The sequence below is a fragment of the Ensifer adhaerens genome, from assembly GCF_002007205.1.
GTDB classification, from domain to species: domain Bacteria; phylum Pseudomonadota; class Alphaproteobacteria; order Rhizobiales; family Rhizobiaceae; genus Ensifer; species Ensifer adhaerens_D.
Window position 1 is genome coordinate 990,113 of sequence record NZ_LAZS01000006.1, and the last position, 12,293, is coordinate 1,002,405.

Annotated in this window: 13 protein-coding genes and 1 tRNA gene; 6 read left to right on the plus strand and 8 right to left on the minus strand. The window is 63.4% G+C overall.

All coding sequences use genetic code 11. The annotated features are described in order from the left end of the window. Positions 1-18: 18 nt before the first annotated feature. Positions 19-291 carry a hypothetical protein gene (locus XB14_RS33945; protein ID WP_143348420.1) on the minus strand — a complete coding sequence of 91 codons (273 nt, stop codon included), beginning with the start codon at positions 289-291 and terminating at the stop codon, positions 19-21. A 786-nt stretch (positions 292-1,077) separates the two neighbouring features. Further along, positions 1,078-1,167 (minus strand) — tRNA-Ser (locus XB14_RS17515). A gap of 383 nt (positions 1,168-1,550) precedes the next feature. On the opposite strand from XB14_RS17515, the gene XB14_RS17520 reads away from it, so the two are divergent. The 3 genes from XB14_RS17520 (at position 1,551) to XB14_RS17530 (ending at position 3,858) form a co-directional block, all read left to right on the plus strand. Continuing rightward, on the plus strand, positions 1,551-1,868 hold the full coding sequence (locus tag XB14_RS17520; RefSeq protein WP_077962820.1) for a hypothetical protein: 318 nt from the start codon (positions 1,551-1,553) through the stop codon (positions 1,866-1,868). 38 nt (positions 1,869-1,906) lie between these two features. Continuing rightward, the gene (msrA, locus tag XB14_RS17525) at positions 1,907-2,560 is read left to right on the plus strand and encodes a peptide-methionine (S)-S-oxide reductase MsrA (protein WP_077962821.1); all 654 of its coding nucleotides are present in this window, start codon (positions 1,907-1,909) and stop codon (positions 2,558-2,560) included. Between the two features lie 305 nt (positions 2,561-2,865). Beyond that, positions 2,866-3,858 (plus strand): BMP family lipoprotein, encoded by a 993-nt coding sequence (locus XB14_RS17530; protein WP_077962822.1) that lies wholly within the window; start codon positions 2,866-2,868, stop codon positions 3,856-3,858. Between the two features lie 81 nt (positions 3,859-3,939). Here XB14_RS17530 and XB14_RS17535 read toward each other — a convergent pair whose 3' ends face one another. Continuing rightward, positions 3,940-4,149, minus strand: a complete 210-nt coding sequence (locus tag XB14_RS17535) for a SlyX family protein (protein ID WP_077962823.1) — start codon at positions 4,147-4,149, stop codon at positions 3,940-3,942. 78 nt (positions 4,150-4,227) lie between these two features. Continuing rightward, positions 4,228-4,959 (minus strand): sulfate transporter family protein, encoded by a 732-nt coding sequence (locus XB14_RS17540; protein ID WP_077962824.1) that lies wholly within the window; start codon positions 4,957-4,959, stop codon positions 4,228-4,230. 194 nt (positions 4,960-5,153) lie between these two features. Between XB14_RS17540 and XB14_RS17545 the strand changes: the two genes are divergently transcribed. Genes XB14_RS17545 through XB14_RS17555 form a run of 3 tightly spaced genes read left to right on the plus strand, consistent with a single transcriptional unit; the run spans position 5,154 to position 8,154 of the window. Further along, positions 5,154-6,515: an amidase gene (locus XB14_RS17545; RefSeq protein WP_077962825.1), complete on the plus strand. Its 1,362-nt coding sequence runs from the start codon at positions 5,154-5,156 to the stop codon at positions 6,513-6,515. Beyond that, positions 6,512-7,423: an ROK family protein gene (locus XB14_RS17550; protein WP_077962826.1), complete on the plus strand. Its 912-nt coding sequence runs from the start codon at positions 6,512-6,514 to the stop codon at positions 7,421-7,423. The genes XB14_RS17545 and XB14_RS17550 overlap by 4 nt, the downstream gene beginning before the upstream one ends. After that, positions 7,420-8,154: a copper homeostasis protein CutC gene (locus tag XB14_RS17555; RefSeq protein WP_077962827.1), complete on the plus strand. Its 735-nt coding sequence runs from the start codon at positions 7,420-7,422 to the stop codon at positions 8,152-8,154. The genes XB14_RS17550 and XB14_RS17555 overlap by 4 nt, the downstream gene beginning before the upstream one ends. Before the next feature lie 89 nt (positions 8,155-8,243). Here XB14_RS17555 and nagA read toward each other — a convergent pair whose 3' ends face one another. From nagA to XB14_RS17575, 4 genes are read right to left on the minus strand one after another with little or no spacing between them, the layout of a single operon-like run. Next, the gene (gene nagA, locus XB14_RS17560) at positions 8,244-9,404 is read right to left on the minus strand and encodes an N-acetylglucosamine-6-phosphate deacetylase (RefSeq protein WP_077962828.1); all 1,161 of its coding nucleotides are present in this window, start codon (positions 9,402-9,404) and stop codon (positions 8,244-8,246) included. After that, the gene (locus XB14_RS17565; RefSeq protein ID WP_077962829.1) at positions 9,401-10,423 is read right to left on the minus strand and encodes an SIS domain-containing protein; all 1,023 of its coding nucleotides are present in this window, start codon (positions 10,421-10,423) and stop codon (positions 9,401-9,403) included. The genes nagA and XB14_RS17565 overlap by 4 nt, the downstream gene beginning before the upstream one ends. Before the next feature lie 30 nt (positions 10,424-10,453). After that, on the minus strand, positions 10,454-11,218 hold the full coding sequence (locus XB14_RS17570; RefSeq protein ID WP_043626596.1) for a GntR family transcriptional regulator: 765 nt from the start codon (positions 11,216-11,218) through the stop codon (positions 10,454-10,456). Continuing rightward, positions 11,215-12,099 carry an N-acetylglucosamine kinase gene (locus XB14_RS17575; RefSeq protein ID WP_077962830.1) on the minus strand — a complete coding sequence of 295 codons (885 nt, stop codon included), beginning with the start codon at positions 12,097-12,099 and terminating at the stop codon, positions 11,215-11,217. Before XB14_RS17575 ends, XB14_RS17570 begins: the two co-directional genes overlap by 4 nt. Between the last annotated feature and the right edge of the window lie 194 nt (positions 12,100-12,293).

Here is a 12,293-nt window from a genome sequence, read left to right on the forward strand (position 1 = left end):
ACTTACCGCCATGTCTTGCTAGAATGATGAATTGAGGCGCGGAAGTAAATTTCCCATGATCTCGGCACAAGCTGATGAAAACTGCCGGCGTAGCGGATAAGTAGCGCCATCGCCGATGACATCAGCGTAAAGCTTTTCGCATTGTGACTTTTGCGGTTCATTCGCAAGCGAAACGTCATGTTCATGCCCAAATGCGTTTCGGATACTGCGAACCAAAGTTAAATGATTGAATTCGTCATCACTGATGATTGTGTTGCGTTTTGCCAAAGCAATCCGATTGGCAAAACTCATGTCAGATGTCGTCCCGTTTTGCGCGTGCAATCGCTTCAGTACGTGGTCCAAGATGCTCGCGAAAGCGATAACTACACCAGTCTCGGAGCCGCTTCGATTTTCGCGATTGTGCCGCGCTATATAAGTTTGGAGCAGTTGGAATGGAGGTCCCCAACAACGTGCTGCGTCAATCCGTTCTCGGAGCGCGGCAGGCGACGTATTCTTTCCGGGGAAGCGGGCATTATCCAGCCAAAGTCTCCGCGCTTGCACCGTTCAAATATCTCTCTGCCGTGCGGCATCTCGTCGAAAGGCGTTGCCAGGAAATCTTGTGCTGTAGGGTGGTTATCAAATTTCACTCGGCAAACAATTGCTTGATAGCTGTTGTCAATCCATTCAGGATCTTCAACCGAAGAATACACAAATACTTCATCTTGTGGACGCATAGAAAATCTAGATTATAACTAGTATTGGACGTACTAAAATTCCTGAAATAATTGTTAAACCATCCTATACTTCCGTGCAATCGCTAGGATTCTCCTAATAATCCAAATCCCGCGCTTTAGGCAAACTATGGAGCAAATCCCGATGACCTGCGACAATCTCGGTCTTCGAATCGCAGCCCCCCCCGGAGCCGGATACACTGAGACGATTCGCGCCGTCACTAGCGCAAAAGGATGCGGGCCGACGGCGAGTGTGTGCAGCTTATCGAGGCGGCATGGCGCCAAGTGTTCGTCATCGTATCGTAGGGCGATGCTTCCAGCACGTTTCCCACTCGCGATGCAGGAGATCAATGCCGGTTTGGAGAAATGGCGGACAGAGAGGGATTCGAACCCTCGATACGCTTTCACGTATACACGCGTTCCAGGCGTGCGCCTTCAACCACTCGGCCACCTGTCCATCCGTCAGCAGCCGATGGTCAATCCGGCTGGATGGGAAGGGCGGGGCCCTTCGGCGTCAGCCGGCTGAGAACCGGCGGACGCGCGTCTATATACCGATGATTTGCCCGGGATCAACTGCTTTCTGACAGATTATTGACATCTTGTGAGACGAGCGGGTTCCCGGTTCCCGTTGTGCATGCCGGGCAAGGCGATTATCTCTTGGGCCAGGACCTGTCCGTTGCGCCCGGCCAGTCTCAGGCATCTCCCCCGGCGTGCACAGGTTGTCGCATATTTTCCTTGCCGGGCCTTGTCCGAAGCACGGGCGATCGGAGAAGATGCGGCAGGGCGACGCGCCAAGCTGATGACGGGCGCCAACCAGTGAATGGAAGGGAATGCAGTCCGATGCGATTTCTATTGAGGCTGGCGAGCGCCGTCGTGTTGTTTGCCGCCGTGCTTGCCGGCGCCGTCGACGCGATCCAGTCGGTCGCCGCATCGGAGCTGGTCATGACGTCGCTCGGCGACGATCTGGAGGCGCTTGGCGCCGACACGGCAAGCTGGGTCCAGTTTGCGCAACGCTCCGACACGGCACCGACAATCTGGCACGGAATTCTGCATTGGCTGCTGCAGCAACCGGCTTTCGCCGTGCTGGCGCTGATTGCGCTCGTGCTTTGGATGACCGGCTACAAGAAACGGCCGGCGGCCGGACGCTTCGCCGCCTGACCGTCACGGGCCGCCTTCGCATCGAAAGGAGTTTGCTGATGTTCCTGATCGACATGTTCAACAAGAAGACTATCATGCCCGACGCGCAGACCGCGCTGCCGGGCCGCGACGCGGCGATCCCGACGGCCGAGACGCATTTCGTTTCCGGCCGGCCATTGAAAGGCCCCTACCCCGATGGCACCAAGAGCATCCTTTTGGGCATGGGCTGCTTCTGGGGCGCCGAACGGCTTTTATGGAACATCCCCGGTGTCTACGTCACGGCGGTCGGCTATGCCGGCGGGCTGACGCCCAACCCGACCTACCAGGAAACGACGACCGGGCTTACCGGCCATGCCGAAGTGGTGCTGGTGGTCTATGATCCCGGTAAAGTGATGCTCGCGAGCCTGCTCCGGACTTTCTTCGAGGAACACGATCCGACGCAGGGCATGCGCCAGGGCAACGATATCGGTACCACCTACCGCTCGGCGATCTACGCCTATGACGACGAACAGCTGGCGGAAGCCAGGGCCGCGCGAACCACGTTCCAGACGGCGCTGAAGCACGCCAATCATGGCGGCAGGATCACCACCGAGATCGGCAAGGCCGGACCGTTCTATTTCGCCGAGGACTACCACCAGCAATATCTGGCGAAGAACCCCAGCGGCTATTGCGGCCTGCGGGGCACCGGCGTCAGCTGCCCGATCGGCCACTAGACGCATACCCCGCGGGTGGTATCCCGCGTGCGGTCGCGATACCCACAACCCTGAGGCCGCGCCGGACCGGCCGGGACGCCTTTCCAGGATCCTAAAAAATGCAACAGAACCGGTGCCTTACGGGTGCCGGTATCCGTGGCTTCAATTTTTACCATCTGAAAAATTTTGAGTGTTTTTTTGCCGTGACCGTGCAAGGATGCGCCACCCTAGCCCCAAGGAGAAGGGGGTGGGTTCCGCAGACAGGCTTCCGTCAGGAAGTCGGCGGGAGGACCCAATAAGATCAATAGCGACAACAGGGCTGCACGATGAAAAAAACAATTCTCGGTCTCTTTGCCTTTTCGATGATGTCCGCGACGGCACTGGCCGCCGACATCAAGCCGGCGATCATCTACGATCTCGGCGGCAAGTTCGACAAATCCTTCAACGAGGCTGCCTTTAACGGCGCCGAGAAGTTCAAGACGGAATCGGGCGTCGAATACCGCGAGTTCGAAATCGCCAACGATGCCCAGCGTGAACAGGCGCTGCGTCGCTTTGCCAGCGACGGCAACAGCCCGATCGTCATGGCCGGCTTCAACTGGGCGGCTTCGCTCGAAAAGATCGCGCCGGAATACCCGGATATCAAGTTCGCGATCATCGACATGGTCGTCGAGAAGCCGAACGTCAAATCGGTCGTCTTCAAGGAACAGGAAGGCTCCTACCTCGTCGGCGTTCTCGCCGGTCTCGCTTCGAAGTCGAAGACCGTCAGCTTCGTCGGCGGCATGGACGTTCCGCTGATCCACAAGTTCGCCTGTGGCTACGTTGGCGGCGCCAAGTCGACGGGCGCTGACGTCAAGGTTCTGGAAGCCTACACCGGCACGACGCCGGACGCCTGGAACGACCCGGTCAAGGGCGGCGAAATCGCCAAGTCCCAGATCGACCAGGGCTCGGATGTCGTCTACCACGCAGCCGGCGGCACCGGCGTCGGCGTTCTGCAGGCGGCCGCAGATGCGGGCAAGCTCGGCATCGGCGTCGATAGCAACCAGAACGCCCTGCAGCCGGGCAAGGTGCTGACCTCGATGCTGAAGCGCGTCGACGTCGCCGTCTACGAAGCCTTCACGGCGGCCAAGAACGACAAGTTCGAATTCGGCATTTCCAACCTCGGCCTCAAGGAAGACGGCGTCGGCTACTCGCTCGACGACAACAACAAGGCGCTGATCACGCCCGAGATGCTCGACGCGGTGGAGAAGGTGAAGGCCGAAATCATTGCCGGCAAGGTTCAGGTCCACGACTACATGAGCGACGAGTCCTGCCCCTACTAAGAGCAGCACGCGCGTAACAAAAAAGGCCGCCGGTTCGTTGGACCGGCGGCCTTTTTGCTTGCCCTGGCTCCGTCGCCGCAATCAATAATGCGGCGGCCGGGTGATCGCTGGCGCGTCGAGCGACTGCTCTTCGAGCGACAGGAAGCGCTCGGTCAGCCGGTCAAGCTTGGCGCGCGTCTGCTCAACCACCTTCCACTGCTCGGCCAGCTGATCGGAAAGCTCCTCGATGGTCTTGGCCTGGTGGGCCACGGTCTCCTCGAGCCGGGTGATCCGTTCGTCCGTGTTGCTCATTCTTGCAAACTCCATGGGCACGTGGCGCCGTTTGCCGGCAGATTGGCCACAGCCGGCCTTATGTCAAGCAAGAGGCTGTCAGGCCTTGGCTGCAACGCCAAGTGAAAACCCGGGATCCTTCGCCGAGAGCCGCTTGTGCAGGTGCACCATCAGGCCGGCGGCAAAGAGCGGCGTCAAAAGGTTGACGAAGGGCACCGCCAGGAAGCCTGCGAGCAGCAGCCCGGCGAGAAACACGGTCGAGCGGTGCTTCTCGCGGAAGAGCCGCGCTTCCGCCGGCGCGCGATAGCGCATCGCCGCGAACTCGAAGAATTCACGCCCAAGCAGGTAACCGTTGACCAGAAAGAAGGCGACGAGATTGACACCCGGTACGAGCAGCAAGAGGAGCGCGAGCAGGTTGCCGAGGATGACGACGCCCAGGAACTTCAGCGATCCGGAGATCGCCTCGCCGAGCGGCAGCGGCCTTCCCGCCGGCTCGTTCGGATAGTCCCGCCTCTCGATCACCTCGGCGACGTCGTCGAGGAAGAAGCCGGCGATCAGGGCCGTGACCGGAGCCAGAAGCAATGCGAGCGCCAGGGCCAGGCCAAGGCTTGCGAAGATGCCGAGAACGAAGGTCAGCCAGCCGGCCCATACGGGCGTGCCCGGCATCAGCGTGTCGATCCATGGAAGCGCGAGCCAGACGAACAGTTCGCGCACCGCAAACCAGAGGGCGACGAGCGCAAGGATCGTCAGCCCCAACACCTTCCAGAAGACCGATCGGGTCTCGGGCGCAAACAGGTTGGCAAGCGACAGTCGCGCCGCGTCCAGGATCATCATCGCTCTCCAGCATGGGCCAAGGTTCGATGGTGCATGTAGGCAGGGGCGCTGCCGGCGACAAGATATTGCCGGCCGATGCTCGTCTTTATGCAAGATTCATACGCCTCACCTAAGGGAAGCATGGAAAACGCCGGGGGCGGCGATATTGTAGACATACGGGATGCCGAAAGCAGCGGTCCGCGGAGGATGACATGACAGAACAAAAGACACTCGCCAGCCTTTCCGTGCTGGTACAGAGCGGCAAGCTGGATCCGGTGGACCTCGCCAAGCAGACCTATGCGGCGATCGACGCGCACGGAGACTACGCCATCTTCGTCGAACTGACGCCCGAGCGGGCGACCCGGGATGCCGAGGCCGCCTCGAAACGCCTCAAGGCCGGGCGTTCGCTCGGTCTGCTCGACGGTCTGCCGGTTGCCTGGAAGGATCTGTTCGACGTGGCCGGCAGCATCACCACCGCCGGCTCAACCGTGCTTCGGTCGAACGCGCCGGCAACGAGCGATGCGCCCGTCGTCGCGGCTGTCGCCGCCGCCGGCATGGTCAATGTCGGCCGCACCAATTTGAGCGAGTTCGCCTTTTCCGGCCTCGGCATCAACCCGCATTACGGCACGCCGCGCAACCCGGCGGCCACCGATGTCGAGCGCATTCCCGGCGGTTCATCGTCGGGCTCGGCCGTCGCGGTCGCGGCGGGTCTGGTACCGGCGGCCATCGGCACCGACACCGGCGGCTCCGTGCGCATTCCCGCAGCCTTCACCGGCATCGTCGGCTACAAGGCAACACGCGGCCGCTACGCGATGAAGGGCATCTATCCGCTGGCGGAAAGCCTGGATTCGCTCGGGCCGCTCTGCCACACGGTAAAGGACGCGGTCTGGATCGACGCCGCCATGCACGGCCTGACGGCCCCGACCGTACGCCGCGCCGACCTCTCCGGCGTGTCCCTGGTGATCCCGGAAACGGTGGTCTTCGACGATGCCGAACCGGAAGTGGTCGAGGCCTTCGAGGATGCGATCAAGCGGCTCGAAAAGGCGGGCGTTACCGTCAGCCGCCGCGCTTTCCCCGCCTTTTCGGCGGTCTTCGGGCTAATGGCCCGCCATGGTGCCCTGGTGACGGCGGAGGCCTATGCGCTCCACCGCGAGCGGCTGGCAGGCCCCGAGGCCAATCAGATGGATCCGCGCGTCGTCGCCCGCACACGGCTCGGCGAGAAGATCACCATGCCCGACTACATTGCGCTCCTCGATGCGCGCGACCAGCTGATCCATGAGACGGTCGAAAGCCTGAAGCCCAACGAGCTGATCGCCCATCCGACGCTGCCGCATGTCGCCCCGCCGATCGCGCCGCTTCTCGAAGACGACGAGCTGTTCTTCAAGATCAACGGAAGAACACTGCGCAACACCTCGATCGGCAACTTCCTGGACTTCTGCGGCATCTCCATTCCCTGCGGGCTCGGCGCTGCGGAAATGCCGGTCGGTTTCCAGCTGGCGGCCCCGCATCACCAGGACGACCGGCTGCTTTCGGTCGCGCTTTCGGCCGAGGCGATCATCCGGGGTGAAGCATGATCGTCTGTTTCGATATCGGCGGTTCGGCGATCAAGGGCGCGATCGTGCATTCGCGTGACCGGATCTTTCCGCTGCCGCGGCGAGCGACTCCGCTCAACGACTTCCGCCAGTTCGTGCAGGCGCTCGAAGAGGTGCTGGACGAAGCGGGCGGACACCCGGCTTGCGTGGCGATCTCGATCACGGGCGTGATCGATCCCGAGACGCGGCGCATCAAGTGCGCCAACATTCCCTGCATCGACGGTCGCGAACTGGTCGCCGAGCTGGAAGCGGCACTGCATCTTCCGGTCAAGATCGCCAATGACGCCGACTGTTTTGCGCTGGCCGAGGCCGGTGCGGGTGCGGGGCGTGGTCACCGCATCGTCTTCGGCGCCATTCTCGGCACCGGCGTCGGCGGCGGCCTGGTCATCGATGGCCGGCTGATCAATGCCGATGGCGGCTTTGCCGGCGAGTGGGGCCATGGCCCGGCGATCGCGGCCGAGGCCGGCGATCCGCCGATCGCAATCCCTGCCTATGCCTGCGGCTGCGGCCAGAAGCGCTGCGTCGATACCGTCGGCGGCGCCCGTGGGCTGGAACGGCTGCACCAGACAGCCCACGGCAAGACGCTGTCGAGCCACGAGATCATCGAGGCCTGGAAGCTTGGCGATGCCGAGGCGAAACGCACGGTCGACCTGCTGGTGGATCTCGTCAGTTCCCCCTTGGCGCTGGTCATCAACATCACGGGTGCTACGATCGTGCCCGTCGGCGGCGGCCTTTCCAATGCCGAGGAGCTGCTCGCCGAGATCGACAGGGCGGTGCGTAGCCGGATTCTGCGGCAGTTCGACCGGCCATTGGTCGTGCGCGGCGAATGCCGGATCGAGCCCGGCCTGATCGGTGCGGCACTGCTCGGACTTTCGGGAGACAAGGCATGATCGACATCAAACTCGAAGTCTGCGTCGACGATGCCGACGGGCTCTACGCGGCCATCGAAGGCGGCGCCGACCGGATCGAGCTTTGCGCCGCCCTTTCCGTCGGCGGCCTCACGCCCAACCCCGGCCTGATGACGCTCGCTGGCCCGCCGCCGGTGCCGGTCTACGCGATGATCCGGCCGCGGCCCGGCGATTTCGTCTTCTCTCCGACCGACCTCGACGTCATGCGTCGCGATATCGACGCGGCGCGGGATGCAGGTCTGGCAGGCGTCGTGCTCGGCGCCTCGCTTGCCGATGGCCGCCTCGACACGTCGATGCTCACCAAGCTCACCGGCCATGCGGCAGGTCTCGGCATGACGCTGCACCGGGCGTTCGATCTCGTGCCGGATTTTGTCGATGCGATGGAGGCGGCGGTCGAGCTCGGCTTCGAACGCATCCTGACATCAGGCGGCGCAAAGAGCGCACCGCAAGCGATCGACCGCCTGGCCGAAATCTTCGAGCGCGCGGCCGGGCGACTGTCGATCATGCCCGGGTCCGGCGTAACGCTCGATACCGTCGACGCCCTTTTAAGCAAGTTGACCGTCGGCGAGGTTCATTCCTCCTGCTCCGTTCGTGAGCCGGCTCAGGATCCGCGATTGGTGGAGATGGGCTTCGTTTCCGCCGACCGGCGCCGCACCGATGCGGCGACGGTGCGGACGATGAAGGCGAAGCTTGCGGCGCGCAGCGCGCGCTGATCGGCAACTCTCCTCCCCCAAAAAAAGACCCGGAGAGCGAAGCGCTTTCCGGGTCTTCCTGTCAAATCGTCCCGTCAGTGGCGCAGCAATCAGGCCGCGTAGACCTGCGTGCCGCCGATCCAGGTGGAGCCCATACCGAGATCCGGCGTGAGCAACACGAAATCGGCGTCCGTTCCGGGCTTCAGCCGCCCCTTGTGCGTGGCAAGCCCCATGGCATCGGCCGGGTAGGCGGACGCCATGCGCAGGGCTTCCTCGACCGGCAGGCCGAGCTTTTCGTGCACGAAGCGGACCGAGGACAGCATGTCGATGTCGGCGCCGGCAAGCGTGCCGTCGGCAAGCGTCAGGCGACCGCCTTCGCGCAGGATCTCGCGGCCGTTGAGCTGGAAGCTCTTCATATCGGTTCCGATCGGCGACATCGCGTCGGTGACCAAGAAGATCTGGCCCGGACCGACCTTGGCGCGGAGCGCCACGCCCATCGACGCCGGCTCGACATGGTAGCCGTCGGCGATCAGGCCCGCATGCAGCGTGCCGGTGGCGAGCGCTGCACCGACCACGCCCGGTTCGCGATGGCCAAGGCCGCTCATGGCGTTGAAGAGATGCGTCACCGTGCGCGCACCCGCCTTGGCATAGGCGACCGCGGTCTCGTAACCGACATCCGTATGGCCGAGGCTGACGACGGCGCCGGCGTCCGTGAGCGTGCGCACCTGCTCCCTGGTGGCGTTTTCCGGCGCGACCGTGACCATCAGGACGCCAAGCGCCCTGGCGCAATCGAGCATTTCGGCGAGATCGGCATCGTCCATCGGGCGGATCAGCTTCGGATCATGAGCACCTTTGCGGGCGACCGAGAGATGCGGGCCCTCGAGATGCAGGCCGAGGAAGCCCGGCACTTTTTGCGCCTTCGCTTCAAGACCGGCCTTGATCGTTGCAGTCCGCACCTCACGCGTGTCGGTGATCAGCGTCGGCAAAAGCGCCGTCGTGCCGAACTTGGCATGGGCCGAACAGATCTGCCGGATGCCCTCGACGGTCGACTGCTCGTTCAGAAGCGCACCACCGCCGCCATTGACCTGCAGGTCGATGAAGCCCGGCACGAGCAGCATGCCGTGGGCATCGATCCTTTCGGCATCGGTCGGGACGTCCACAGCGGCCACGATCGCCTTGACGCGGCCGGCCTCGATCACGAGGGCGCAGCCATCGTGCCATTCGACGCCGTCGAACAGGCGGGCGCCGGTGATTGCCTTCCTCTCGCTCATCTCGTCTCCGTTACCTTCTTGAGGCTTGCCGGTGCATCGGGGTTGAGACCGCGCGAACGCGACCAGGCCTCGACGAAGCCGTAGAACGGCAGGATCAGCGTCAGCGCGTCGGTGATCGGGTGACCGGTCGCGACGAAGGGCAGACGCTTGGCCTTGGCCGCAAGGCTCGAGGTAGCATGAACCACCGCGCCCTTTTCCGCCATACCGTCGGCAATGCCGGCAACCGACGTCTCGGCCGCATCGCGGGCGGCAAGCGTCAGAACCGGGAACTTGGCACCGACAAGCGCCACCGGTCCGTGCAGCACTTCGGCCGCCGAATAGGCTTCCGCATGCATGCCGGAGGTTTCCTTGAACTTCAGTGCTGCCTCGCTGGCGATCGCCAGCGCCGGGCCGCGGCCAAGCACATAGAGCGATTCGGCCTCGCCGAGATCGTCGGCAAAGGCCTGCCAGTCGAGCTTGACGGCCTTGGCAAACTGGTTCGGCAGGTCGGCGACCGCGCGCTGAAGCGCTGCGTCACCCGTCCATTCGCCAAGCACCGCAAGGCCGGCGACGATCGAGTTGACGTAGGACTTGGTGGCGGCAACGGCGAGTTCCGGGCCGGCCAAGATGTCGAGCGGGTTGGTGCAGGCCTTAGAGATCGGCGAGGGCAGCGTGTTGGTGAGCGCGATCGAGACGGCGCCGGCATCGGTCGCAGCCTGCGCCATGGCGACGATATCCGGGCTCTTGCCCGACTGCGAAATCGCGATCGCCGCGGCACCCCCGAGCTTCAGCTTGGCGCCATAGATCGAGGCGAGCGACGGGCCGAGCGAGGCGACGGGCACGCCGGCCTGCAGCTCGATCGCATATTTGAGGAACAGCGCCGCATGGTCGGAGGAGCCACGGGCGATCGTGACCAGGAAGGCCGGATCCTTGGCGCGAAGGGCCGCGCCTGCCGCCTTGAGCTGATCGGCGGAGCGCTCCAGCAGACGCTGGGCGGCATCGGGGATCTCGTCGATTTCTCGGCGCATATTGGTCTGCATGATCAATTCCTCTCTTGGCGGTTCCGTCGGTCAGGATTCCGACAGCGTCAGTTCCGCGACAAAGTCATAGGCATCGCCCCGGTAGAGCGAGCGGGTGAATTCGACGACGCGTCCCGATGCGAGATAGGAGACGCGTTCGATGGAAAGGCCGGCCGAACCGACGGCGACGCCGAGCATCGAGGCATCCGGATCCTTGATGTTGCAGGCGGAGATGCGCTGCACGGCGCGAACCGGACGGGACCGGGTCTTGTCGAGGGCGGTGTAGAGCGACGACGTCACCGTCTGCGGGTCCGGCAGGAACTCCGCCGAAATGCTGGCGCGCTCGATCGCGAGCGGCATGTCATCGGCGATGCGCAGGCGCCCGAGGCGGGCAACCAGGGCATCGGCGGGCAGGCCCAGCGCCATCATCTCGTCCGGCGAGGGATGAAACAGGCCGCGCTCCAGCCAGCGCGCATGGGTGTTGAGGCCACGGCGCGCCATATCTTCGGTGAACGAGGTCAGCCGCGACAGTGACTGCTGCACCTTGGAGACAGGCTTGACGACGAAAGTGCCGGAGCCGTGGCGGCGAACGAGCAGACCGTCGCGCACGAGGTCGTCCACCGCCTTGCGCACGGTGACGCGGCTGATATTGGCATAATCGGCAAGGTCACGCTCCGGCGGCAGCGCGTCGCCGTGGTTCAGCTTGCCCGACTGGATCGCGTCTTCGAGCGATTGCCTGAGCTTCAGATAGAGCGGCCCAGACCCTCCGGACTGCAGGCCCTCGAGCGGCAGAATGGAAGCGAGCTGGTGCGTCATGCGCCGGCCCTCGCCTGGGTGCCGAAACGTTGGGCGGCGAGTGCCACCGAGCCGGTCAGCGCGTCGGCTTCGGCCTCGACGAGCAATGGCTGATGCCGATCGGCGAGCCAGGGGCGATAGAGCGGCGCCAATCCGCCGAGAAGACACAATCTCTCGCAGCCCCTTGCGACGACGACGTCAAGCGCTTCGTCCACCGTGAGCGCCGCGGCTTTCAGGATGCGCACGGCAACCGGATCGCCGGATGCGGCCCCTTCGAAAACGCGCGGCGCGTAGCGGCCGAACTCGCCGGGCTTGGCAAGGCGGGCGAAATCGACGACGTCGCGCGCATCGTTGTTGAACTCGGCGAGGACGGAATCGGTGATGGCGGAAGCTTCATGGATATTGTCGAAGGCAAGCAGACTTTCCTGCAGGAGAGCATGGCCGATGCGCGCACCGCTGCCATGGTCGCCGATGGTGAAGCCCCAGCCGCCGACATAGCTGACCGTTTCGCCCTGGCGCAGGATATAGATGGTGCCGGTGCCGAGAATGGCGACCGCGCCGTCGCGATTGCCGAGCGCTCCCTGAAGGGCGATCAAGCCATCCGATTCGATGTCTGCGGCGGCAAACGGCAGGCGGCGCTTCACATAATGCACGGCGTCGCCGACATTGTGTCCAGCGACCCCGACGATCGCCTTGGCGGCGGCAATGCCCTCAGGATCAAGGCCCGCCTCGACGAAGGCAGCACGCGCGGCTTCACCGATATTGGCAAGCGCAGTTTCCGGGTCCGTCAGGATATTGGCCGCACCGGCCTTGCCGCGCCCGAGAATGCGCCCATCCGCCGACGCCACGGCAGCCCGGCAGCTCGTTCCGCCGCCATCGATTCCGATCAGGTAGTTTGTCATGAGTACCTCCGCCCATTGAGGATACCAAAAAAATACCAATAACCAAGCCTGAATCCGCCCGCAGTTTCGATTTCGTTGCAATACGTTGAAATTTAAGGGCTAATTTAGCTGTTTAGTTTTTTCAGGCGCCAAAACTTAAATTCTGCTGGACAATTGGTATTTTTTTGGCATTAATTTGACCAAGAGGAGATACG